This window comes from Microbacterium sp. AISO3 (assembly GCF_002204305.1).
GTDB classification, from domain to species: domain Bacteria; phylum Actinomycetota; class Actinomycetes; order Actinomycetales; family Microbacteriaceae; genus Microbacterium; species Microbacterium arborescens.
This window is the reverse complement of record NZ_NHRF01000002.1, coordinates 164681-188828: the sequence shown is the minus strand read 5'-3', so window position 1 is coordinate 188828 and position 24148 is coordinate 164681. Positions and strand designations below refer to the sequence as shown.

Annotated in this window: 24 protein-coding genes and 1 tRNA gene; 6 read left to right on the top strand and 19 right to left on the bottom strand. The window is 69.0% G+C overall.

Annotation, left to right across the window (positions count from 1 at the left end):
• Nucleotides 1-25: 25 nt before the first annotated feature.
• Complete coding sequence (locus CBF90_RS03740) at nucleotides 26-1141, bottom strand: zinc-binding alcohol dehydrogenase family protein (protein WP_088380053.1); 1116 nt, start codon at nucleotides 1139-1141, stop codon at nucleotides 26-28.
• Nucleotides 1142-1233: 92 nt separating this feature from the next.
• Between CBF90_RS03740 and CBF90_RS03735 the strand changes: the two genes are divergently transcribed.
• Complete coding sequence (locus CBF90_RS03735; protein ID WP_064956577.1) at nucleotides 1234-1803, top strand: TetR/AcrR family transcriptional regulator; 570 nt, start codon at nucleotides 1234-1236, stop codon at nucleotides 1801-1803.
• Nucleotides 1804-1838: 35 nt separating this feature from the next.
• Here CBF90_RS03735 and CBF90_RS03730 read toward each other — a convergent pair whose 3' ends face one another.
• From CBF90_RS03730 to CBF90_RS03695, 8 genes are all read right to left on the bottom strand, one after another.
• Nucleotides 1839-4166: a ComEC/Rec2 family competence protein gene (locus CBF90_RS03730; protein WP_242435577.1), complete on the bottom strand. Its 2328-nt coding sequence runs from the start codon at nucleotides 4164-4166 to the stop codon at nucleotides 1839-1841.
• Nucleotides 4163-4777 (bottom strand): ComEA family DNA-binding protein, encoded by a 615-nt coding sequence (locus CBF90_RS03725; protein WP_023950759.1) that lies wholly within the window; start codon nucleotides 4775-4777, stop codon nucleotides 4163-4165. The genes CBF90_RS03730 and CBF90_RS03725 overlap by 4 nt, the downstream gene beginning before the upstream one ends.
• 68 nt (nucleotides 4778-4845) lie before the next feature.
• Entirely contained in the window at nucleotides 4846-6405 is a 1560-nt protein-coding gene (locus CBF90_RS03720; RefSeq protein WP_088379952.1) for an amino acid permease, read from the bottom strand.
• Between the two features lie 11 nt (nucleotides 6406-6416).
• Nucleotides 6417-7790, bottom strand: coding sequence for a glutamate decarboxylase (locus CBF90_RS03715; protein ID WP_088379951.1), 1374 nt, complete (start codon nucleotides 7788-7790; stop codon nucleotides 6417-6419).
• A gap of 204 nt (nucleotides 7791-7994) precedes the next feature.
• The gene (locus CBF90_RS03710; protein ID WP_023950764.1) at nucleotides 7995-8510 is read right to left on the bottom strand and encodes a DUF4395 domain-containing protein; all 516 of its coding nucleotides are present in this window, start codon (nucleotides 8508-8510) and stop codon (nucleotides 7995-7997) included.
• Between the two features lies 1 nt (nucleotide 8511).
• A complete protein-coding gene (locus CBF90_RS03705; RefSeq protein WP_036304871.1) occupies nucleotides 8512-8940 on the bottom strand; it encodes a thioredoxin family protein in 429 nt (142 codons plus the stop codon).
• A 73-nt stretch (nucleotides 8941-9013) separates the two neighbouring features.
• A complete protein-coding gene (gene leuS, locus CBF90_RS03700; protein WP_088379950.1) occupies nucleotides 9014-11596 on the bottom strand; it encodes a leucine--tRNA ligase in 2583 nt (860 codons plus the stop codon).
• Nucleotides 11597-11647: 51 nt separating this feature from the next.
• Nucleotides 11648-12988, bottom strand: a complete 1341-nt coding sequence (locus tag CBF90_RS03695) for an anthranilate synthase component I family protein (protein WP_088380051.1) — start codon at nucleotides 12986-12988, stop codon at nucleotides 11648-11650.
• A gap of 42 nt (nucleotides 12989-13030) precedes the next feature.
• On the opposite strand from CBF90_RS03695, the gene CBF90_RS03690 reads away from it, so the two are divergent.
• From CBF90_RS03690 to CBF90_RS03675, 4 genes are read left to right on the top strand one after another with little or no spacing between them, the layout of a single operon-like run.
• A complete protein-coding gene (locus CBF90_RS03690; protein WP_036304580.1) occupies nucleotides 13031-13711 on the top strand; it encodes a DedA family protein in 681 nt (226 codons plus the stop codon).
• A 4-nt stretch (nucleotides 13712-13715) separates the two neighbouring features.
• Entirely contained in the window at nucleotides 13716-14750 is a 1035-nt protein-coding gene (locus CBF90_RS03685) for an App1 family protein (protein ID WP_071918110.1), read from the top strand.
• 44 nt (nucleotides 14751-14794) lie between these two features.
• The gene (locus CBF90_RS03680) at nucleotides 14795-15502 is read left to right on the top strand and encodes an SOS response-associated peptidase (RefSeq protein WP_088379949.1); all 708 of its coding nucleotides are present in this window, start codon (nucleotides 14795-14797) and stop codon (nucleotides 15500-15502) included.
• Nucleotides 15503-15539: 37 nt separating this feature from the next.
• Entirely contained in the window at nucleotides 15540-16463 is a 924-nt protein-coding gene (locus tag CBF90_RS03675; protein WP_023950776.1) for a hypothetical protein, read from the top strand.
• A gap of 355 nt (nucleotides 16464-16818) precedes the next feature.
• Here the strand turns inward: CBF90_RS03675 and CBF90_RS03670 are convergent.
• The 10 genes from CBF90_RS03670 to rplU form a co-directional block, all read right to left on the bottom strand.
• A tRNA-Ala gene (locus CBF90_RS03670) sits at nucleotides 16819-16891 on the bottom strand.
• A gap of 27 nt (nucleotides 16892-16918) precedes the next feature.
• Nucleotides 16919-17308, bottom strand: a complete 390-nt coding sequence (rsfS, locus tag CBF90_RS03665; protein WP_023950777.1) for a ribosome silencing factor — start codon at nucleotides 17306-17308, stop codon at nucleotides 16919-16921.
• The gene (locus tag CBF90_RS03660; protein WP_088379948.1) at nucleotides 17305-18474 is read right to left on the bottom strand and encodes a hypothetical protein; all 1170 of its coding nucleotides are present in this window, start codon (nucleotides 18472-18474) and stop codon (nucleotides 17305-17307) included. Before CBF90_RS03660 ends, rsfS begins: the two co-directional genes overlap by 4 nt.
• The gene (gene nadD, locus CBF90_RS03655; RefSeq protein ID WP_023950780.1) at nucleotides 18471-19067 is read right to left on the bottom strand and encodes a nicotinate-nucleotide adenylyltransferase; all 597 of its coding nucleotides are present in this window, start codon (nucleotides 19065-19067) and stop codon (nucleotides 18471-18473) included. Before nadD ends, CBF90_RS03660 begins: the two co-directional genes overlap by 4 nt.
• 10 nt (nucleotides 19068-19077) lie before the next feature.
• Nucleotides 19078-19305, bottom strand: coding sequence for a hypothetical protein (locus CBF90_RS03650; RefSeq protein ID WP_023950781.1), 228 nt, complete (start codon nucleotides 19303-19305; stop codon nucleotides 19078-19080).
• A 47-nt stretch (nucleotides 19306-19352) separates the two neighbouring features.
• Nucleotides 19353-20615: a glutamate-5-semialdehyde dehydrogenase gene (locus CBF90_RS03645; RefSeq protein WP_088379947.1), complete on the bottom strand. Its 1263-nt coding sequence runs from the start codon at nucleotides 20613-20615 to the stop codon at nucleotides 19353-19355.
• Between the two features lie 38 nt (nucleotides 20616-20653).
• Entirely contained in the window at nucleotides 20654-21478 is an 825-nt protein-coding gene (proB, locus tag CBF90_RS03640; protein WP_088379946.1) for a glutamate 5-kinase, read from the bottom strand.
• Nucleotides 21475-22986, bottom strand: coding sequence for a GTPase ObgE (gene obgE / locus CBF90_RS03635; RefSeq protein ID WP_088379945.1), 1512 nt, complete (start codon nucleotides 22984-22986; stop codon nucleotides 21475-21477). The genes proB and obgE overlap by 4 nt, the downstream gene beginning before the upstream one ends.
• A 73-nt stretch (nucleotides 22987-23059) precedes the next feature.
• Nucleotides 23060-23317 carry a 50S ribosomal protein L27 gene (rpmA, locus tag CBF90_RS03630; protein ID WP_023950785.1) on the bottom strand — a complete coding sequence of 86 codons (258 nt, stop codon included), beginning with the start codon at nucleotides 23315-23317 and terminating at the stop codon, nucleotides 23060-23062.
• Between the two features lie 17 nt (nucleotides 23318-23334).
• The gene (rplU, locus tag CBF90_RS03625; RefSeq protein WP_023950787.1) at nucleotides 23335-23643 is read right to left on the bottom strand and encodes a 50S ribosomal protein L21; all 309 of its coding nucleotides are present in this window, start codon (nucleotides 23641-23643) and stop codon (nucleotides 23335-23337) included.
• 232 nt (nucleotides 23644-23875) lie between these two features.
• Here rplU and CBF90_RS03620 point away from each other — a divergent pair, with 232 nt between their 5' ends.
• Nucleotides 23876-24148, top strand: coding sequence for a DUF4031 domain-containing protein (locus CBF90_RS03620; RefSeq protein ID WP_064956589.1), 273 nt, complete (start codon nucleotides 23876-23878; stop codon nucleotides 24146-24148).

Below are 24148 nucleotides of genomic sequence, written 5' to 3'. Positions count from 1 at the left end.
GACCACCGACCCCGAATGGTGGTCGCTACAGGCGGACGACGAGCTTTCGGGCGGAGACGCCTGCGTGAAGCAGATTCAGCGCGTGTTGAATGCTCTCCAGGCCTTCCCCAACGATTTCGGCCTCGGGGGCGCAGACATGCCGGCCCTCGGCGAGAGCCCCGGGCAGATACTGCTCCCACAGCATGGGTCCGACGCTGCTGGTCATGAGAGAGCTCCCCCACACGAACCTGGCGTTGATGCCGTGGCGGCGAGCCCGAGCCTGCGTCGCGAGCTGGGACAGCCCGATCGTCGTCATCGTCCGCAGGAACGCGATGCTCGGGCCACCGCGGCGGGGAAGCGTCGTGAAGGCGACCGGCGGGCTCAGGAGAGCGACGCGACGGGTACCGGCCGTGGCTGCGATCCTCACCGCGGCATCGCCCGAGCCCGCCCCGATCGCGACCACGCCGGCGAGGGGGCGGCCTCCGACGCCCGAGACGATGGCTGCGACGGCTCCGGGCTCGCGATAGTCCACGACGAGCTCCGCGCCGAGCTCGCGCATTCGGGACTCGTTATGCGGTGAGGCGGTGGTGATGACGCGATAGCCCGCCGCGACCGCCAGCTGGATCGCGTTGCTCCCCACGCTCGTCGAGCCGCCCCACACGACCAGGGTCTCCCCCGTCGGTGCTGCGTCAGCGGTCGGGGTGCGGAGTGCGAGCTGATCGTCCTGGAAGAGTGCCGTGGCCGCCGTCGAGACGGCGAGCGGCAGCACCGCGGCCTGCTCGAACGAAAGACCGTCGGGCAACGGCGTCGCGAGATCTTCTCGCACGACGACGTAGAGCTGGAACGCGCCCTCCGCCTCATGGCGTCGGCCGCGCTCCATCCCGACCGCGTAGGCGGCGACGCGGTCGCCCACCGCGAAGCGCGTCACGCCCTCCCCCACGGCGGCTACCTCACCCGCGACATCCTCTCCGAGCACCGCGGGATAGCCCAGCCAGCGGTACATCAGATCGCCGGTCCATTGCTTGACGTCATCGAGCGGGTTCACCGCGACCGCCCGGCTGCGGATGAGCATCTCCCTCGGGCCCGGCTCATGCATCGCAGCGGGCCCGACGACGAGATCGGCTCGCGGAGACGGGAGCCAAGCGGCGGCGTTCGATGACATGGGGCGGGCTCCGTTCCGAGAGGTGATGACATGCTCTGTCATCAATGCGTCCGCTAATGATGACACACAATGTCATCGGGTAGGCTCGCCCCATGCCACGCTGGGCCCCCGACGCCGCACTGCGCCTGGAACAAGCCGCCATCGAGCTGTTCCGGTCGCAGGGGTATGCGGCCACCACGGTGCCGCAGATCGCGGAACGGGCGGGTCTGACCACGCGGACGTTCTTCCGTCACTTCCCCGACAAGCGCGACGTGCTGTTCCTCCGTGAGCGCGAGTTTCCGGATGTCGTTGCCGACCTGCTCGCCGCCGCGCCCGACGGGCTCGACCCGATGGCACTGGCCATGCATGGGTTGCTCGCCGTCACGCCTGAGCTCGAGGCCTGGCGCGACGCGATCCGCGAGCGCCGATCGATCATCGCGACCGATGCGCATCTCATCGAGCGCGAGCGATCGAAGTCCGCGGTTCTGGCGCAGGCGATCCGCGACGGGCTCCGGCGGCGCGGTGCCGATCACATCGACGCTCTGCTCGTCTCCCAGACAGTCGTGGGGCTCTTCGACACCGCGCTCGAGCTGTGGACCGCCGAGGACTGCACCGCGACGCTGACCGCGATCATCACCGACTCGTACGCGCGTCTGGCCCAGCTTGTCGCCCCGCCCGAGTAGCCGCTGGCCCGGGCGATGCGGACGGAATCCGCGTTTCATCCCGGTGGCGGGACGCGCTGGCGCCACACCCGGATGCCGCCATCGGTCATGGTGAGTGCTGCTGCTCCGGTTTCGTCGGTGCGGACGATCTCGTGCCCGAGCGAGCGCAGGAGGGCGATGGTCTCCTCGCGCGGATGGCCGTAGGAATTCTCCCCCACCCCGATCAGCGCGACACGTGCGCCGAGCCGGCCGTACAGCGACTCGGCTTGGTCCGCGCTGCCATGGTGCGACACCTTGACGACGTCGTATGTCGACCGCAGCGCGGCGCCGAGGGTCAGCTGGGGCGTCTCCGAGAGATCGCCGAGAAGCAGGACGGCAGGAATCCCGCCGCCGCGGACATCGATCACGACGCTCGAATCGTTGCCGGGCGCGAACCCGCTCGCGCTCCTGCGCGGCCACAGTACTTCCCAGTCGGCGCCGCCCAGCGCCCCCGCCATGCCGGCGGAAGCCGTGCGGACCGACGCTCCGGCTGCGGCGAGTCGCGCGAGCAGCTGATCCTCCTGCGAGTCCGCGACCGGGCCGTGGAGGACGGCGCCGACGCGCCCGATGACCGCGTCGGTGCCGCCGACGTGGTCGAGGTCGAAGTGGGTGAGAACGAGGAGATCGATGCGGCTGACCCCGAACCGGTTCAGACACGCACCGAGTGCCTCGGGGTCGGGGCCGGTGTCGACGAGCGCGACAGCGTCGCTCGAGCGCAGGAGAACCCCGTCACCCTGGCCCACGTCGCAGACAGCGATCGCCCAGTCATCGGGGGTCCGCGCCCGCTCGAGCGGTCCCGTCACGAGGCCCGAGCCGACCACCCCGCCCACGGCGAGAGCGACGAGCGCCGTCGAGGCGCGACGAACCCGGCGGGGGGTGCCGGGAAGCACAGCCAGCAGCAGGGCGGCGCAGAGGGCCGCTGCGAGCACGACACCCGGCGCGTCGGGGAACCAGGCGATCGAGTTGCCGGGGACGGCGTCGACCGCCTGTGCGGTGGCTGCGATCCAGGCGCACGGGACCCAGGCGATGGCGGTCAGGCCACTCGCCAACAGCGGCGCCCCGACGCTCAGGCACGCCGCGAGCCCGGCGATGGTCGCCAGCGGTGCCGCGGGCGCGGTCAACGCGTTGGCGAGCACGGCGTACACCGGTAGTCGCGGATCGATCATCACCAGGATCGGAGTGCACGCGAGCTGCGCGGCGGCGGGTACGGCGATGGCGAGCGCGAGGGGGCGCGGCATGAAACGTCGTAGCGAGTCGCTCACGGGGCCGGCGAACAGGATCAACGCTGCGGTCGCGGCCGACGACAGCGCGAACCCGATGCTGCCTGCGAGCCAGGGATCGGCGATCAGGCAGATGACGATCGCGAGGCACAGAACGGACGCCCCCGCACCAGCGCGCCCGAGCAACGCTGCGAGCATCGCTATAGCGGCCATGGCGGCCGCCCGCACGACGCTCGGCTCTGGTGAGACGAGGATCACGAAGCCCGAGAGCGCCGCGAGCCCGATCGTGACGCGCCACGGACGGCGCAGCCCCAGCATCCCGGCGCCGAGGAACGCTATTCCGACGACGAGCGCGCAGTTCGCCCCGGAGACCGCGGTCAGATGCGAAAGCGACGCCGTCTTCATCTGCGCATCGAGCTCGGCAGTGACCCCGGCCGTGTCTCCGACCGCGAGGCCTGCGACGAGGCCCGCGCCCGGCTGCGGCAGCGAAGAAGCCTGTGTGAGCAGCGCCGTCCGGAGCGTGGAAGCCAGTGCGAGAGGACCCCGCGGCTGCGCGACGACCTCCGGCGGATCGCTCGCCGTGATGATGAGGACCGCCCGCTCCCCCGACCGGGCGGGCGCGGCGGAGCCGGTGAGCAAGACGGTGGCACCCAGATCGAGACCGACGGAACGCTCGGCTGTGCGGACGACCACTGGCACCCGGGTCGCGGTGACGTCGCCGCCGGCGCGGACGCTGGTAGCCACGGCATCGAAACGCCAGCCCGTGGCAGAGCTCTCGATCTTTCCCGTGACATCGGCCTCGATCGCCACCACCCGCCCGCCGGTGAGGGGCAACGCGAGGGCCCGATCTCGGTCGGGCACGCTCATCGCGGTGTGCGACACGGCAGCCGCCGCGAAGGCGAGCGTGACGGTGGCGATGGCGATGCCGGTCCGCCGTGGGCGTGAGTCGTCGCAGAACCGGCGACGGAGGATCGTCACCGCCAGCATCCCCGTCGCGGCCGTCCAGAGCGCGGCCGCCAGGATTCCCGCGACGTCGGGATCGTTCGTCGTCACGAGTGCGGCGACCCAGACACCGACCGCGACGGGCAGCAAGCGGAGGTCGCGACGGCGGATGCGGCCGCTCACACGCGCACCCGGTCCCGCAGTGACTCGAGCATCTTCTCGCCGATCCCCGACACCGCCAGCAGGTCTTCGACGCTCGTGAATCGCCCGTTCTCTTCGCGCCAGGCGATGATCCTCTCGGCCAGCGCAGGGCCGACCCGTGGGAGGGTGTCGAGCGCAGCGGCATCCGCGGTATTGAGATCGACGAGGCCGTCTGCACCGGCCCCGCCGGACGACCCACCGTCTGCCGATTCGGGCGGCGCTTGACCGGGCTCGGGGACGAAGAGCTGCTCGCCGTCGGTGACGGTGCGCGCGAGGTTCACTCCAGCCGGATCAGCGGTGTCGCTGAAACCGCCCGCCGCGGCGACGGCGTCGATCACGCGCGCGTCGGCTTCGAGGCGATACAACCCGGGGCTCACGACGGCGCCGTGGACGTGGACGTAGACGGCGGCGGTGCCGGTGTCGCCGTGAGCCTCGACCGTCGGGCTCACGGCCGGGGTCACCACCGACGCCGGCGCCGCGAGAGAGCGGATCATGCCGATCGCGACGGTGACCGCCGCCGCTGCGAGGACGAGGACGATCAGCGCCCCGACGCTCCAGCGGCGCCGGGCCGGAGCGGGGTCGGGAGCAGTCACGCCGTCAGGCTAGGCGGGATGCTCCCGACCGTTCCCTTCCCCGTCGCCGCTGCGGAACAACCTGCGCGTCACCCCGTGTGGGGAGAGCCCGGCGACTCGTCCGGGCGCCGTCGACTTGTCGGCACAGATCCCGAATCCACTCCGGCGGGTGGATCCGTCTCATGGGTGACCGGAACGTTCTTGTCCTCCGCGGTGCGCATGTCCCACGACGGCTTGCGCACGGCGTAGAAGATGAGCGGCGGAGCCCCGAGGACGATGATCACCAGCCCGACGATCCAGGGATACAGCGCCGGAGAGAAGGCGCTGAACCCCGACGGCGGGATGAACGAGAACACGAACGCGGCGAGGCTCGCGAGGAACCCGACACCGGCGACCAGCCCCATGGCCGGTACCCGATACGTGCGCTTCACGCCCGGCTGCGTCCGTCGGAGCACGAGCGCAGCGGCGAACATCATCATGTACATGATCAGGTAGAGCGCCGCGGCCATGTCGATCAGTGCCACGAATGCCGCGCTCACGTTGGGAACGATGATGAAGATCGCCGCCAGGATCGTGACGATCGTGCCCTGCAGCATGAGGATGCCCGACTGCACGCCGGCCTTGTTCTTCTTCTGCAGCAGCGGCGGGAGCAGCCCGGTCTCCGCTGCTGCGAGCACGCCCTTGGACGGGCCCGCGATCCAGGTGATCACCGAGGCGAGCGCGCCCGCCGCGATGAGCGCCGACATCGCGGCCGTCGCCCACTGCCCCACGCCCCAGTGCTGGAAGTACTCCTGGAACGCGAGCATGATGCCATTCGTCAGCCCGAGCTCCTCCTGCGGCACCGCAACCGAGATGGCGAGGGTCGGCAGGATGAACACCAGCAGGATCAGGATCGACGAGATGAGGATCGAACGCGGGAAGCCGCGGCCGGGGTCTTTCATCTGATTCACGTGGACCGCGTTGACCTCCATGCCGGCATAGGCGAGGAAGTTCGACACGATCAGCACGATCGATGCGATGCCGGTGAACGGCGGGATCACCGCGTCGGGCGTGAGCGGCACCTGGCTCTTCTCGCCGCCGAAGACCCAGATCGCTCCGAAGACGATGAGGATGGCCGCCGGGAGCAGCGTGCCGAGGATGCCGCCCCAGGAGCCCAGTTTTGCGAAGAGATTCCCGCCGCGCAGCGTCACCAGCGTCGAGCCCCAGTACAGCACGAGGATCACCACTGCCGTGAAGAAGCCCGAGCTCGACAGTGACGGATCGAGGAAGACGAACGCGAGCGCGGCCGCGATGAACGCCAGCTGCGTGGGGTACCACACGACGTTCTGGATCCATTGGAGCCAGACGGCGGTGAAGCCCCAGCGGTTGCCCATCGCTTCACGGATCCAGACGTAGATGCCGCCTTTCCAGCCCGTTGCGAGCTCTGCCGCGACCAGTGCTGTCGGAATCAGGAAGAAGATCGCCGGGAGGATGTACAGGGTCACGCTGCCGAGGCCGAAGACCGCCATCGCCGGCAGCGAGCGAAGACTGGCGACGACCACGAGCGTCAGCAGCGCGAGTTGGCCGACACCGAGGTAGGTCGTGACGCTCGACCGAGGCGCGAGGGGATGGTTCGGCGTCGTACGGGAGGATGGCTGAGACGTGGACATGACGACGCGCCTCAGTGGTGGAACGCCGAATTCGCGGCGGCCGTGGGCATGGGCGACTGCAGGCCGTCGAGGTACGCCACCTCACGCTGGATGTCGGCCAGCAGCGACTGAGCGAGATCCATGCTCAACCCATTGCGCACGACGATGCGCTGCACCGTGATGTCGGTGAGATCGTCCGGCATCGGATAGGCCGGCACCAGCCAGCCGCGCATCCGCAGTCGATCCTGCAGGTCGTACAGCGTCCAGTTGTCGGTGTGTCCCTTCTTCAAGCGCCACGCGAACACCGGGATGTCGCTTCCGTCGTTCCACAGCTCGAACGCATCGAGCGCGCCGATCCCGGCGGCGAGATACTTCGCGACGTCCTGCGACTCCTGTTGAACGGCACGGTATCCCTCGAAGCCGAGCCGGAGGAACAGGTAGTACTGGAGCAGCACCTGAGCGCCCGGCCGCGAGAAGTTCAGCGCGAACGTCGGCATCTCGCCACCGAGATAGCTCACCTGGAAGACGAGGTCTTGGGGCAGCCACCGCGCTTCGCGCCACACGACCCAGCCGAGGCCCGGATACACCAGGCCGTACTTGTGGCCCGAGGTGCTGATCGAGTGCACCCGCTCCAGCCGGAAGTCCCAGACCAGGTCGGGCTGCAGGAAGGGGGCGATCATCCCGCCCGATGCGCCGTCGACGTGAATAGGGATGTCGAGACCGGTGTGTTCCTGGATCGCGTCGAGCGCAGCAGCGATCTGCGCGACGGGCTCGTACATCCCGGTGTACGTCACGCCCATGATCGCGACGACGCCAATCGTGTTCTCGTCGACGTATTTCTCCAGGTCGTGGCCGTCGAGCGTCTTGTGCTCCTCCGTGATCGGAACGAACCGGGGCTCGACGTCGAAGTAGTTGCAGAACTTCTCCCAGCACACCTGCACGGCGCTCGACATGACGAGGTTCGGAGTGGACGCGTCCTTGCCCTGCGCCCGGCGGAGCTGCTGCCAGCGGCGCTTGAACGCGAGCCCGCCGAGCATGCACGCCTCCGAGGAGCCGATGGTCGAGGTGCCGATGCTGTGCCCGGCATCCGGCGAGTTCCACAGATTGGCGAGCATCCGCCAGCAATTGTCCTCGATGGCCGCGGTCTGCGGGTACTCATCCTTGTCGATCATGTTCTTATCGAAAGACGAGGTGTAGACGTCCTTCGCCTCGTCATCCATCCACGTGCTCACGAACGTGGCGAGGTTCAGACGCGCATTTCCGTCGAGGATCGTTTCATCCTCGACGATCTGCTTCGCGGTCGCGGGAAGCGATTCGTTTTGGGGAATCACGTGCCGCGGCGCACCCTTCGCCTCCGTGGGCCTGGTGAACAGAGGGGCTGCGGGGCTGATCGTTTCGTCGTTCATTTCGTCTCCTCATTGCACGCCGAATAGAGGCGGCGAGGGGTCGACCGTGTCCCCGCGGCCGAAGCCGCCCCTGTGAATGCCACCCAAGCTAGGACGGGCCTCCAGGCGTCACAAGGGGGGTCGACGACACCGCGAATCCCCCCGAACCTGGAGTTCAGAAACCGGATCAGGCGCAGAAATCGGAGGAGGTACGGTCAGAGCGGGCTACGCCCGCGCACGCCCGAGAAGACCCGCCCGCTGCAGCAGCAGATACATCTGGCAGCCGAGGCAGAAGCCGAACGCGGCATTCAGGAATGCGGCTGCGAACGCGAGCGCAGCCGCGATGGGCAATGCCCACGGAACGCCTGCGAGATGCAGCAGCAGCCCTGCCGCGGTCACCGTGAGGCCCACACCCTGCGCGAAGCGCGGCGGACGCGCGTCCTCGAACTCTCGCGGGGGTGACAGGCGCGGCCGCACGACGCGGCGGAAGAGCACCGCCCAGGGCGCGGTCCGCGGTGACACGACGCCCCACAGGAACAGGAGCGCCGCGAGGAGCACGAGCAGGAAGCCCCCATCGACGACCCGATCGGCGAGTGGCGCGGCTCCGAGGCGCCACTCGGCACCCGTCGGCGCCGTCGCGATTCCGAGCAGCGATGCGAGGAAAGCCGCGAGCAGCAGGACGGCCGTGATGGATGCCGCGAAGCGTGGCGCACGGACGTCGAGACGTTCGATCGCGGTCATCTCACGCCTCCTGCAGCAGACGGGTGAGCTCGGTCTCGAGCGCGGACCGATCCGGGACTCCACCCGTGCGCTGACGCACCCTCCCGGTGCCGTCGAGCACGAGCACCGTGGGTGTCTGCATGACGTCGAACCGGCGAGTGAGGTCGGGACGATGCGTCAGGTCCACCTCGACGTGTCGGACGCCGTCGTGGTCCCCCGCGAGCGACGTCAGCACGCGCCGCGCCGCGGGGCACCGAGAGCACAGCTCGGTGCTGAACTGCAGCAGGGTCGCGGACTGGCCGAAGGCCGGCGTGCCGACCATCGAGGGAGTCAGGAGCTCACCGTCTGCGACGTCGTGCGTACGACCGCGCGAGCGCCGGGCGATCATGCCGATCGCTGCGACGAACGCGACGAGCACGATGGTCAGGACGACGGCGGGAAGCGGCTGCACGATCGCCACGGTAGTCCGCGGGTGACGGCGGCGGGGGAAGTGTGTCACCCTGTGACGACTCCCCCCGCCGTCGTCAGCGAGCGGTCGTGAAGCTGACCACCTTGGGAGCGCGAACCACGGCTCGGGCGATCTCGCGGCCGTTCAGGGCGCGGACCACCTTCTCGTCGGTGCGGGCGAGTGACTCCAGCTCATCCGAGGAGATCTTCGCCGACACGTTGAGCGTGCCCCGGACCTTTCCGTCGATCTGGACGACCGCGGTGACGGACTCCTCGACGAGAAGCGTCGGGTCGGGCTGGCGCCAGACGGCGAGGCCGACGAAGGGCTCGTGCCCGAGGGTCTCCCACATCTCCTCCGCTGTGTGCGGAGCGAACAGATCGAGGATGACGGCGACCGCCTCGGCCGCTTCGCGAACTGCCGGGTCGCTCGCGCCGGCGCCGCTGTCGATGACCTTGCGGGTGGCGTTCACGAGCTCCATGAGCCGCGCGACGACGACGTTGAACTTCGTCTGCTCGACGAGCCCCGGGGCGTCTGCCCACAGGCGGTGCGTGACCCGACGCAGCGCGGCATCCCCCTCGGCCCAGACGACGTCGATCTCGCTGTCCACGTCCGCGGCGACCCGCAGCGCACGGGCGAGGAACTTCGCCGCGCCCGTCGTGGAGACATCCGCCCAGTCCTTGTCGTCCTCGACCGGACCCGCGAACGCGAGGGCCACACGCAGGACGTCCGCGCCGTGCTGCTCGAGCTCCTCCTGGAAGAGCACGAGGTTGCCCTTGCTCTTCGACATCTTCGCGCCGTCGAGGATGACCATGCCCTGGTTGATGAGGCTCGAGAACGGCTCGGTGAACTCCACCTGGCCCATGTCGAACAGGGCCTTGGTGATGAACCGCGCGTAGAGCAGGTGCAGGATCGCGTGCTCGACGCCGCCGATGTAGAAGTCGACCGGGCCCCATTTGTCGGCCTCGCGAGGCGCGAACGGCTGGCCGGCGTCGTTCGGCGACAGGAATCGCAGGAAATACCACGAGCTGTCGACGAAGGTGTCCATCGTGTCCGGGTCGCGGCGCGCGGGATCCCCCGTCTCCGGGTCGGTCGTGGTGCCCCAGTCGGTCGCGGCACCGAGCGGCGACGCGCCCTTCGGCGTGAGATCGAGGCCAGCCACGGACGGGAGGCGAACCGGAAGCTCCTCGGCGGGCACCGGAACGATCCGGCCGTCCTCGGTGTGGATCATCGGGATCGGCGTACCCCAGAAGCGCTGCCGCGAGATCAGCCAGTCCCGCAGGCGGTAGGTCTTGGCCGCACGGCCGGTTCCGCTCGCGGTCAGCTGCTCGATGGCACGCCCGATCGCGTTGCGCTTGCTCAGGCCGTCCAGTGCACCCGAGTTGATCATGCGTCCGTCACCCGTGAGGGCGACACCGGTGCGGGCAGGGTCGAGGTCATCGATCGCGGGGGCGGAGTCGACGGGCACACCCTCGTCGTCGAGCTCGATGACGGGCATCGCACCCGTCACGGGGGCCGTCGTGTCGACGACGACCCGGACGGGCAGGTCGAACGCTCGCGCGAAGTCGAGGTCACGCTGATCGTGCGCCGGGACGGCCATGACCGCACCGTGACCGTAGTCGGCGAGCACATAGTCGGCAGCCCAGATCGGCAGCCGCTCACCGTTGATGGGGTTGATGGCGAACCGGTCGAGGAACACGCCGGTCTTCGGACGGTCCGCGGTCTGCCGGTCGATCTCGCTCGTCTTCTGGACGGTCTGCAGGTACTCGCGGAAGCGCTGCTGCACCTCGTCGGAAGAACCGGCCGCGAGCTCCGCTGCGAGGTCGGAGTCGGGTGCGACGACCATGAAGGTCGCACCGTGCAGCGTGTCCGGCCTGGTCGAGAAGACGGTGACCTTCTCGTCACGGCCCTCGATCTCGAAGTCGATGTCGGCGCCGACCGATCGACCGATCCAGTTGCGCTGCATCTGGATGACCTTCTGCGGCCAGAAGCCCTCGAGCTGGTTCAGGTCGTCGAGCAGGCGGTCGGCATATTCGGTGATCTTGAAGTACCACTGTGTGAGCTTCTTCTTGATCACCTCGGCACCGCAGCGCTCGCAGTGCCCGTCGACGACCTGCTCGTTGGCGAGCACCGTCTGGTCGTTCGGGCACCAGTTGACCGGGCTCTCCTTGCGGTAAGCCAGCCCCTTCTCATAGAGCTTCTGGAAGAGCCACTGGTTCCAGGTGTAGTACTCGGGGTCGCTCGTGTGAAGCACGCGGCTCCAGTCGAACGAGACGCCGTACTCGTGCAGGCTCTGCTTCTGCTGAGCGATGTTGTCGTACGTCCACGCTCGGGGGTCGGCGCCGCGCTTGATGGCGGCGTTCTCAGCGGGCAGACCGAAGCTGTCCCAGCCGATGGGATGCAGCACGTTGTAGCCGCGGTGCCGCCAGAAGCGGGCCACGATGTCGGAGTAGAGGTAGTTCTCGGCGTGCCCCATGTGGAGGTCGCCCGAGGGGTACGGGAACATCGCCAGGACGTACTTGCGGGGACGCTTGTCGTCATCGCCGCCGGCACGGAAGGGATCGGCGTCTGCCCAGGCGCGCTGCCACTTCGCCTGAACGGCGTGGGCGTCGAATGCGGCGGAATCGGGCGTGTTGGCGCGATCAGTGGAGCTGTCGGTCACGGGTGAACCAATCTGGGAATGCGAAAAAGGCGCGAGAGCACCGCTTCCAGGCTACCGGACCCGCTCCCGCCACCGGGGCGGCAGGTCGGCTCCGAGCGCGGCGAGCGGTGCCTGCGCCTTCAGCGCCACCTCGTCGACCTCGGCGTCCGGCTCGGATCCCCATGTGATGCCACCGCCCGCCCCGACGTAGGCGGTGACGGCGTCGACGACGATCGACCGGATGATCATCGCCAGATCCGCATCGCCGTCGTGGCCGACCCAACCGAAGCACCCCGCGTACGTCCCGCGCGGGGCGCGCTCGAGAGCATGGAGGATCGTCATCGCCGAGAGCTTCGGCGCGCCGGTCATGCTCCCGGCCGGGAACGTCGCGGCGAGGACCTCCGACAGTCGCGTGCCCGGTCGGATCGATCCCGACACGCTGCTGACCAGCTGGTGCACGGTCGGATAGGTCTCGACCTCGAGCAGCCGCTCGACCACGACGGAGCCGGGCTCGCTCACGCGCTGGAGGTCGTTGCGCATGAGGTCGACGATCATGACGTTCTCCGCGCGCTCCTTTGGGCTCGTCAGGAGATCCCGGACGAGCCGGGCATCGGATGCCGCATCGCCGCCGCGACCCCGGGTTCCTTTGATCGGGCTCGTCAGGACGGTTCCATCGGCGAGTCCGAGAAATCGCTCCGGGCTCGCGCTGATCAGCGCCCGCTCCCCCGATCGGATCAGCGCGCCGTGATGCGACGACGACGCGCCCCGGAGCCTCCGGAACACCCCGAGCGCATCGATCGGGCGCTCGTCCCGCACCGTGAACCGGGTCGTGAGACAGAGCTGGTACGCGTCACCCCGGCGGATCGCGCTGCGGCAGTCCTCGACGAGTGCGGCGTAGCGTTCGGGCCCGACGCGAGCCGCGGCCACGAGGCGACGAGGGAGCGCCGATGGCTCGCCGACGCCGGCAGCGGCAGCGGCAGCGGCCGTACGCCAGCGGTCGACCTCTGCGGCGAAGTCCGCCACTGCGTCCGCCGGTGCCGCCACCCACACGCGCCGCTCCGCGTGGTCGAACGCCACGAACCGATCCACCCGCAGCCAGAGCGCGTCGGGTTCCTCGGCATCGCGCTGCGCCGGCGCTCCCGCTCGTGCGGCCGCAGCGTCGTAGCCCGTCCAGCCGACCCAGCCGCCGCCGAAGGGCCCGACGCGCTCCCCGCCGCTCCTCGCACACGTCGACGACCCGTCCACGATCGGGTCGGGAGCGTCGGCCGGCTCGCCGGAACCGAGCCAACTCCATCCCGAATCAGCGTCGACACCGGCGTCGAGCCAGAAGACGTGCTCGCCGGGCACCGTGCCGATGAGGTCGGCGGGATCGATCCACCCGTCGAGGCAGCGGAAGCTGGTCGTCTCGGGCACGATCACAGGTTATGTCTTAGGTCGCGCCCCTAGGCTCGGAGCGTGAACGAGATCCTCGACTGGATTCTGAACACTGTGCAGAGCATCGACCCGGTGCTGCGCACGGTTGTGGCGGGAATCGCGATCATGCTCGAGACCAGCGTGCTCATCGGCCTGGTGGTGCCCGGCGACACCGTGGTGATCGTGGCCGCGACCGCGGTCGGGAGTGTCGGCGAGGGCTTCATCCTCGGCGCGGCGGTCGTCGCCGGCTCGCTCGCAGGAGAGTCGATCGGGTTCGCGCTCGGGCGCTGGCTCGGCCCCCGCATCCGCTTCTCTCGGCTCGGCCGCCGCATCGGCGAGGACAACTGGGTGCGTTCGGAGCTGTATCTGCGCCGCCGTGGCGGGCCCGCGATCTTCCTCTCGCGGTTCCTGCCCGTCCTGCACTCGCTCGTGCCGCTGACGGTCGGCATGAGCGGCTTCTCGTATCGCCGCTTCATCGCGTGGACGGCCCCGGCCTGCGTCATCTGGACCTCGCTCTACGTGGGCGTCGTCGCCGCGGCGGCGAAGACCTATCGCGCCGTCTCGGACAACATCCAGTACGCCGGATACCTCTTCGTCGCCGTCATCGTCGTGTTCCTGGTTCTCGCGTACCTCGTGAAGCGTCTGATCACCCGGCGGGAGGCGCGCCATCTGCGGCTCGAGGAGGAGAAGACCCGACTCGCGGACGGGGACGTGAAAGACTGAAGCGATGGCTTCCTCACCCGCACCACGGAAGAAGATCCTGTGGTTGGCGCGCCTCGAGCGCCGCTTCCACTCGTGGCGCGAACGACGCGCCCGCGCGCGCGGTCAACGACCGACCGTCGCCGCATACCCGGGCTACGGCGGTGACGGGTGGGTCCGCGTCCTCGGGCGCGTGCTGATCGCACCCCAGAAAAGCCCTACGAAGGGCGGGGAGTACGCGTCGGTCCGTGGCTGGCGCAGCTTCGCGTCGGTGCCGGTGGCGTTCGCGCAGGTCGAGGTGACCGTCGCCGGCACGACGCACGCGATCGTGGCGGACCGCGGTGGCGTCATCGACGTCGAGCTGCCCGGGACGCTCGAACCCGGCTGGCAGACGATCACGATGACCGTCGAGGGCAGCGAGGTCATCGAGACACGGGTCTTCGTGATCGCCGGCGACACCGACTTCGGCATCATCTCCGATATCGACGACACCGTCATGGTGACCGCTCTGCCGCGCCCGTTCGTGGCGGCATGGAACTCCTTCGTCCTCGACGAGCACGCGCGTCAGCCGGTTCCCGGGATGGCCGTCATGCTCGAGCGCCTCACGCGTGACCGTCCCGGCAGCCCCGTCATCTATCTCTCGACGGGCGCCTGGAACGTCGCGCCGACCCTCATGCGGTTCCTCAGAAGGCACGTCTTCCCGTCGGGTCCGATGCTCCTGACCGATTGGGGACCGACACACGACCGCTGGTTCCGCAGCGGACGCGATCACAAGGCCGAGAATCTGCGGCGCCTCGCGAAGGAGTTCCCCAACGTCCGCTGGCTCCTCGTCGGCGATGACGGTCAGCACGACGACGCACTGTACACGGCCTTCGCCAGCGAGAACCCCGACCGGGTGCGCGCGGTCGCGATCCGGCGGCTGTCGCCCGCTGAGGCCGTCCTCGCGGGTGGCCGCACCGCGGTCAACGATCACTCCGCGGCACAGGTGCCCTGGGTCACCGGGTCGGATGGAGCGGCGCTCCTGGACCGGCTCGCCGATGTCGGCGTCATCGAGCGCGACTGAGGGCGGTGCGGACGGATGTCGCACGCGCGCCCTACGCTGAAGACATGTGCGGTCGTTTCGTCGTAGCCCGCGTCGGTTCCGAGCTCGCGAGCGTTCTGCACGCCGAAATCGTTCCCGACGATCTGCCCTCTCCCTCGTTCAACATCGCACCCACGGCCCAGGCGACGATCGTGCTCGACTCGGCCAAGACCGAGCCGCCGACGCGTCGACTGGCGTCGGCACGGTGGGGCCTCGTGCCCGCATGGGCCAAGGATCCGTCGGTGGGCGCACGGGCGTTCAACGCGCGGTCCGAAGAAGCAGCTGAGAAGCCGACGTTCCGTGATGCGCTGGTCTCGCGCCGTGCCGTCATCCCGGCCTCGGGCTACTACGAGTGGCAAGGCGCCACCGGGGACAAGACGCCTCACTTCATCCGGCCCGAGAACGGGGAGCCGCTCTTCTTCGCCGGGCTCTACGAGTGGTGGAAGGATCCGTCGCGTCCCGCCGACGATCCCGGCCGCTGGCTGCTGACCTTCACCATCCTGACCCGCTCCGCGGTCGGCGGTCTGGCGGAGATCCACGACCGGATGCCGCTGATGATCGACGCCGAGTACGCCGACGTGTGGCTCGATCCCACCACCGAGTACCCGGCCGATCTGCTCGACGCGGTGGCGGATGCGGCACCGTCCGTGGTCGACACGCTCACCTGGTTCGCCGTCGGGTCTGCTGTGGGCAACGTGCGCAACGACGATCCATCGCTCATCGAGCCGGCATGACGCGGTCTCCCAGCGCACCGGTGTCTATCCTCGAGAGGTGACGCTCCGCCCCTTCGAACCCGTTCAGCTCGCGCCGGAGGTCTGGCGCGCGCTGTCCGATGCGCATGCGGAGCGCGCTGAGGCACTGACCGAGGCCCACCGGCGGCGCGCTTCGCGCGCTGAGAAGCATCCGGTCGAGGACTTCCTGTTCACGTATTACTCCTACAAGCCGGCCATCCTCCGGCGCTGGCACCCGGGCCCGCACGTTGTGCTCGAGGGCGCTGCGAAGGAGCGTGGCGGCTGGCGCTGGTACGAGACGGTCGGCGACGCCCACGCGCGCGTGGCCGACGAGCAGTTCCGGACCGAGCGCGCATCGCTCTACCGCGGCGTGACGGGCATCCTCCGTGCGACGCGCGATCGCCCGGCTGCTTTCGGGTGCTTCGGCCTGCACGAATGGGCGATGGTCTACCGCGCCGACGCCACGCGGCACGAGATCCCGCTCCGGCTCGGCGCGGCGGGAACGGATGCCGTTGTCGAGGCCCACGACCTACGCTGCACGCACTTCGACGCTTTCCGCTTCTTCACCCCCGAGGCGGTGCCGCGCAACCGCGAACCGCTCGACCGAGAAGGGGCGCCCGGACGCGAGCAACCGGGATGCCTGCACGCCGGCATGGACGTCTACAAGTGGATGCTGAAGCTCGGCCCCCTCGTTCCGGGGCATCTGCTCCTCGACGCATTCGTCCTGGCTCGCGACATCCGAGAACTCGATATGCGCGCCTCGCCCTACGACCTGCGTGACTGGGGCTACTCCCCCGTTGCGATCGAGACGGCCGACGGAAAGGCCGAGTATGTGCGCCAGCAGCGGCTGCTGAGCGCCCGCGGCCAGGCGTTGCGCGCCGCGGTGCTCGATGTCGTCGGATCAGAGCCCGAGCGGCGAGCCGCGCGTGCAGATCGATCCGCGGCCCCACCACGTGATGTGTGACCGTGCGGTCGGGCCGTGAACACCGTCGACGCCGATTACCACGACGCTCTGCGCATTCCTGAGGGTCTTATCGGTGCAGCACGGTCACCGCATTGCTGTTGTTCCCCGATTCGAGGATGCAGTCGTCTGTGTTCCCGGCGCGGGGGATCGTGTACCACGCCCCGTTTTCCCGAGGTGATGTTCCCGGAGCTGCAACAGTGAGAGGCGGCTGAGAACGTCATCGTCTGCCGCGGTGATTCCGGTGAATTCGATGAACGGATACAAATGATCCGCGGCGCGCATGAGGAAGCTTTGATGCGGACGACGACGCACACGAAAAAACCCCGCCGGAGGCGGGGCATTTCATATTGATCGGTGGACCTGAGGGGACTCGAACCCCTGACCCCCTGCATGCCATGCAGGTGCGCTACCAGCTGCGCCACAGGCCCGTGGTTTCCGCTCTCGCGGGAACTCATTTAGCTTACAACATCTCCGGGGGTGCTCGTGACCACGGTGGCCTCGATGGGGATCACCGGGCAGTCCTTCCACAGGCGCTCAAGCCCGTAGTAGACGCGCTCCTGCTCGTGGAACACATGCACGACGAGGTCGCCGAAGTCGAGCAGCACCCAGCGCGACTCCGTACGTCCCTCACGACGCAGGCGCTTGTGCCCGGCTTCGAGCATGCTCTCCTCGACCGCGTCGGCGATCGCGGCGACGTTGCGCTCGCTGTTGCCGCTGACGAGCAGGAAGGCGTCGACGAGCGGGAGGGGCTGCGACACGTCAAGGGCGACGAGATCTTCGCCGCCCTTCGATTCCGCGGCCGCCGCCGCGACGGCGACCATGTCGATGACTGCTTGTGAACTCATCCGAAGACTCCTGTGAAAAGCGAGACGAGCAGAACGCCCGCCAGAGCGAGAGCGAGCGCCCCCGCGGTGATAGCGAGGGCGACCGTCCAACGGCTGCCCTTCTCCGGCGCCGGCGGACGGATGACGTCCTCCGCGCTCTTGATGGTCGAAATGGCCGCGCTCGCGGCGATGGGCGTCGGAGACGATGAGGCCGGCAGCTCGCCGTCCACGAGGACCGCATCGACCTCCTTTCCGTCCGCAACACCCGGGACGACGCCGGTCGAACCGAAGTTCTCGGGCAGGGTGAACGTCCCGGTGATCAGGACCTCGCCGGTCGCGGTGACCGGTGCTACCAACGGCCCGCCGTCCGGGTTCTCCGCGAGGATCAACGCGTTCGGCGTCGTGAAGGCGCCCGTCGCGGCGGCACTGCGCGAGAGCAGCTGATCGAACGATGCGGGCACATCCGTTGCCGCGGACTCCCCCGCGAGCAGATCAGCGCCGAGGTCGTTCGAGACGACGTGACGCTCGGGCTCCGTTGCGTCCGCGCTCTCGTGGTCCGCGCTCTCATCGTTCGCGCTCTCATCGTTCGCGACGATGTCGTCTTCCGCGACGTGGTCCTCGGCGACGTGATCCTCGGCGATGGTCTCGGAATCGACGGCGTCGGAGTCGGTGGGCTCGAACTCGGAGGCGATGACGTTCGGCGGGGCCGCCGTCGTCTCGGCATCCGTGCCGTCGGCACCCTCGGCCTCAGGAGCGTCGTGCTCGCGATCCGACTGGACGGCCTCGTCGGAGGCGTCGGGCTCGATCGCACGAGCCGCATCGTCGGCGTCGCTCTGACCGGGCGCATCCGCGTCGGGTTCGGCGACGACGGCCGCATGCTCGCCGGTGGAGGTCACGACCGGGATCGAAGCCGTGCGGATCTTCTCCTGCAGTCGAGCCTGACGGCGGGTCAGCGCGGGCGATCCGAGATCGACCGAGGCCTGCGGCACCGGAGCCGGGGGAACCTCGACCGGCTCCGCCGCACGCGGCAGCGGCGCGGGGGCGGGCGTCTGCTCCGCTGCGGTCGCCGACGCGTCGTCGGCGGCTTCGGGGTCGACGATGATCGGATTGGAAGCCGTGTTGCGCAGCTCACGCAGTTGCCGGCGCGTCAGCTGCGGAGTCGGTGGCTGTTGCTCTTTGTCGCTCATGCCTTGCTCCGATAGAGATGATGCTTCGCAATGTATTGGACGACCCCGTCTGGAACGAGGTACCACACCGGATGTCCGCGTCCGACGCGTGCCCGGCAGTCGGTCGATGAGATGGCCAGCGCGGGGATCTCGAGCAGGCTCACGTCATCGCTGGGCAGTCCGGCACTGGAAAGCGTGTGGCCGGGACGCGAGACCGCGACGAAGTGGGCGAGCTCCCACAGTTCATCATGGTTCCTCCAGCTGAGAATCTGCGCGATGGCGTCAGCCCCGGTGATGAAGAAGAAGTCCGCCTCGGGACGTTGGGCCTTGAGATCACGCAGTGTGTCGATCGTGTACGTCGGGCCGTCGCGGTCGATGTCGACGCGACTCACGGTGAACATCGGGTTCGACGCCGTCGCGATCACCGTCATGAGGTACCGGTGCTCCCCCGGTGACACGAACGACTTCTGCCACGGCGTGCCGGTCGGCACGAAGACGACCTCGTCGAGGTCGAACGACTGCGCGACCTCGCTCGCGGCCACGAGGTGCCCATGATGAATCGGGTCGAACGTGCCGCCCATCACGCCGATACGCGGCGCACGCGTTCCCGTCATCGGAGCAGCCTCAGTGGTGGCCGTTCTCCGACTGCGTCAGTTGGTTGCCGTGGGCCGCGGCGTAGGCCTCCGCCTTGCCGGCGTGGCGGTTCGCGACGTTGCGGTACGACAGCGTCACGAGACCGAGGGCGAGGAAGATGACAAGGGCGATGACGCCGAAGATCATCGTCTCCGCCTGCACATTGCCGTGGTGCTCGGTCTGCTCGGCGGCGAATGCGGTGATCGTGGCGAGGGTCATCGGGGCTCCGTTCGTTTCGCGCGGCGGCGCATATCAAGTTTAGGTGGTCAGGCGCGTGTCTGCCCGGCGCCGCGCGCGAGCCACTTCGTGCTGGTCAGCTCGGGAAGTCCCATCGGACCGCGGGCGTGCAGTTTCTGGGTCGAGATGCCGACCTCGGCGCCGAAGCCGAACTCGCCGCCGTCGGTGAATCGCGTCGAGGCGTTGGCCATGACGACCGCGGCGTCCACCTCGGCGAGGAAGCGTTCGGCATGAGCGTCGTCGGCCGTCACGATCGCCTCGGTATGCATCGTCGAATAGCGGCGGATGTGCTCGAGGGCTTCGTCGAGGTCGTCGACCACCCGCATCGAGAGGTCGAGGCTCATGTGCTCGGTTGCCCAGTCGTCCTCGGTCGCCTCGACGGCCTCTGGCACCAGTCGACGCACCGCGTCGTCGCCGTGGATGGTGACGCCGGCTTCGACGAGCGCCTCGGACACCGGCGGGATGAGGCGGTCGGCTGCCGAACGGACGACGAGCACGGTCTCCACGGCGTTGCAGACGCTCGGTCGTTGCGCCTTCGCGTTCACGACGATGTCGCGAGCCCAGTCGAGCGGCGCGGACTCGTCGAGCACGATGTGCACGACGCCCGCGCCCGTCTCGATGACGGGAACCGTCGACTCCGTCACGACGGTCTCGATGAGCTGAGCGCTGCCGCGGGGAACGAGCACATCGACCAAGCCTCGCGCGCGCATGAGGAACCGAGCGCCGTCGCGGCCGAAATCATCGACGGTCTGGATGCCGTCGGCGTCTACTCCGGCACGATCGAGCGCATTTCGCATCGACGCGATGAGGGCGCCGTTCGTCGACTGCGCGGCCGATCCTCCGCGAAGCGCCACGGCGTTTCCGGAACGGAGCGCCAGGGCCGTGATGTCGACCGTGACGTTGGGCCGCGCCTCGTAGATCGAGGCGACCACGCCGAAGGGCACCGAGACCTTCTGCAGCCGCACGCCTCCGGGCAGTTCCCGCTCGTCGAGCACACGGCCGACGGGGTCGGGAAGCCGCGCCACATCGCGGACCGCGCTCGCGAGCGCGGCTATGCGCCCGTCGTCGAGGAGGAGACGGTCGCGCAGGCCCGCAGAGATACCCGCCGCATCCCCGCGCTCGAGGTCATCGCGGTTGGCCGCGACGATGCGCGCGGTGTCGGCGATCAGCGCGTCGGCGATACCGTCGAGGAGGGCCGTCTTGGCGGCATCGTCGAGGAGGCCGATCGATCGGCTCGCGCGCTTGGCGGCGCGGAGGCGCTCGGAGACGTCGGTAGCGACGGCGGTGGTCATCCCGTCAGTCTAGCGACGGCGACGGTGGCGAACCCGTCTCAGGCGACGCCGATGGCTCCGGTGCCCTGCGGGAGAATCGGCGCCGGATTCGCTTCGAACCACGTGCCGACATCGGCCCCGGCGAGCACGTCGCTCGCGAGGTCGATGCTCGTCACGAGCGCGGCTACGCCGCCTTCGGCAGCCAACCGCGCCGCCGAGGCCTTCGTGGCCGCGCCGCCGGTGCCGACGCTGTTGACGACCGTCGCCCCGAACTCGTATGCGCTCAGGTCGTCGTCGAACGCGACCTTCTCGATGGGGCGTGCGCCAGGTTCGCTCGGGGGCCGGGTGTAGAGGCACGCGATGTCGCTCAGGAGCACGAGGGCATCGGCACCGATGAGGCGCGACACGAGCGCGGCGAGCCGATCGTTGTCGCCGAAGCGGATCTCGTGCGTGGCTACGGTGTCGTTCTCGTTCACGATCGGCAGGATCCGCAGTCCGAGCAGCCGCTCCATCGCGCGCCGTGCATTCGAGCGGTGCGTCGGATCGTCGAAGTCGCCGGCTGTCAGCAGAACCTGACCGGCGACGATGCCGTACTGCCGCAGCGCGTCCTGATAGCGGTAGACGAGGACGTTCTGGCCGACCGCGGCGGCGGCCTGCTGGGTCGCCAGGTCGGTCGGTCGCTCGTCGAGACGCAGATACGGCATACCGGTCGCGATCGCTCCCGACGACACGAGCACCACTTCGGTGCCCCGAGCGTGCGCCTGCGCGAGGGCGTCCACGAGCGAGTCGATCTTGCCCGCGTTCTCACCGCTGATGGACGACGAGCCCACTTTCACGACCACACGTCGGGCACCGTTGAGCTCGGCGCGCGAGATCAGGCTCATGCGTCGTCCTCGTCGGCACCTCGCGACTTCTCCGCGCGGCGCTCCGCCTCGAGCTCGGCACGGGCCTCCGCCTTCGCATCCATACGCTCGTGATAGCGCTCGCGGCGCTGATTGGAGGTCCGGCGCGGGTTCAGATCGAGGCGCGGGTCGGTACCGCGCGGAGCGGACATCAGTTCGGCGGCAGACGAGAGTGACGGGTGCCAGTCGAAGACGATCCCGTCGCCCTCGCCGATGACCACCGTCGACCCCGGGGTCGCACCGAGGCGGAACAGTTCGTCCTCGATACCGAGCTTGTCGAGACGATCCGCGAGGAAGCCCACGGCCTCCTCGTTCTGGAAGTCGGTCTGCTGGACCCACCGAACCGGCTTCGCACCCAGGATGCGGTAGACGTTGCCGTACGTCCCGCCTTCGACGCGGACGGTGAAGTCGCGCTCGGCGCCCTTGGGGCGGATGACGATCCGCTCGGCGGGCACCTCGGCCGCTGCCGCAACGCGGTGCTCGGCGACGAGCTCCGCCATGGCGAACGAGAGCTCGCGCAGGCCCTGCCGGCTCACGGTGGAGATCTCGAACACGCGGTAGCCGCGCGCTTCGAGATCCGGACGGACGAGGTCCGCCAGGTCGCGTGCCTCGGGGACGTCGGTCTTGTTCAGCGCGATCAGCTGCGGGCGCTGGAGCAGCGGAATCTGCCCCTCGGGCACCGGGTAGGCGCCGAGCTCGGCGAGGATCACGTCGAGATCGGTGATCGGGTCGCGTCCGGGCTCCAGCGTGGCGCAGTCGAGCACGTGGACGAGGGCCGAGCAGCGCTCGACGTGACGGAGGAACTCGAGCCCGAGCCCTCGGCCTTCGCTCGCACCCTCGATGAGGCCGGGCACGTCCGCGATCGTGTAGCGGATGTCGCCGGCCTGCACGACGCCGAGGTTCGGGTGCAGCGTCGTGAACGGGTAGTCGGCGATCTTGGGGCGCGCGGCGGACATCGCGGCGATGAGGCTCGACTTGCCCGCCGACGGGAATCCGACGAGCGCGATGTCGGCGACGGTCTTCAGCTCGAGCTGAACGTCGCCCTCCCAGCCGGGGGTGCCCAGGAGCGCGAAACCGGGAGCCTTGCGCTTCGGAGAGGCCAGCGCCGCGTTGCCGAGTCCGCCCTGGCCGCCGGGAGCCACGACGAACCGCATCCCCGGGGTGACCATGTCGACGAGCGTCTCGCCCTCGGGCGTCTTCACGACCGTGCCGACCGGCACCGGGAGCTCGAGGTGCTCCCCCGCCGCGCCCGAACGGTTGTCGCCCATGCCGAATCCGCCGTTGCCACCCGAGCGGTGCGGCGAGTGGTGATACGACAGCAGGGTCGTCACCTGGGGGTCGGCGACGAGGACGACGTCTCCGCCGTCACCGCCATTTCCCCCGTCGGGGCCGGCGAGCGGCTTGAACTTCTCACGGCGCACCGACACGCAGCCGTTGCCGCCCTTGCCGGCACGCAGATGCAGCGTGACCCGGTCGACGAACGTCACCATGCGGTGCCTCCTGGAAAACAGGGCGAGGGGCGAGCCGAAGCCCGCCCCTCGCCGCGAAGTGGTCTGGTCCGAATTACTCGGCTGCCGCCACGATGTTGACGACCTTGCGGCCACCCTTCGTGCCGAACTCGACGGCACCGGCCGCAAGTGCGAACAGGGTGTCGTCGCCGCCACGGCCGACGTTGGCGCCGGGGTGGAAGTGCGTGCCGCGCTGGCGGACGAGGATCTCGCCGGCGTTGACGGCCTGGCCGCCGAAGCGCTTCACGCCGAGGCGCTGTGCGTTGGAGTCACGACCGTTACGGGTGGAGCTTGCGCCCTTTTTGTGTGCCATCTCTGCGTCTCCCTGGCTTACTTGATGCCGGTGATCTTGACGCGCGTGAGGTCCTGACGGTGGCCCTGGCGCTTCTTGTAGCCGGTCTTGTTCTTGAACTTCTGGATCACGATCTTCGGGCCGCGCTCCTCACCGAGAACCTCGGCGGTGACCGTGACCTTCGCGAGCTTGTCAGCGTCGGTGGTCACGGCGTCGCCGTCGACGAGGAGAACGGCGGGAAGCTCGAGCTTGTCGCCGATCTGAGCCGCCTGACGATCGAGGACGACGATCGTGCCGACCTCGACCTTCTCCTGACGGCCGCCGGCGCGCACAACTGCGTAAACCACTTCACACCTGTTTCTTCTGTGGAGCGCACGGCTCCGATTGTCTTTGCGAGACTGGAAAGTCTTGGTGCGCGTGCCCCAGATGATCCTGTGGCTGAGCCGCGATAACGACGGGACGTCGACGGACTCGCTGCACCAAGGGTCCACTTTACCGGATGCCGGGAGATCCGGCAAAAGGACGGCCGGGTGTGTCGCGGCCGGCGCCCCCGCGGCATCCGCTTCGTAGGATCGGAGGATGGCGATACTGATCGACGATCCGCGCTGGCCGGCGCACGGCAGGCTCTGGTCGCACCTCGTCAGCGACTCGGATCTCGATGAACTGCACGCGTTCGCCCGTCGTCATGAGGTGCCCGCCCGCGCCTTCGACCTCGATCACTACGACGTCCCCGACTCGGCGTTCGACCGCCTGGTCGCCGGCGGCGCACAGCACGTGTCCGGCCACGAACTGGTGCGTCGCCTCATCGCCTCCGGGCTGCGTGTCACCGCGCGCGAACGCCGCGGGATCTGA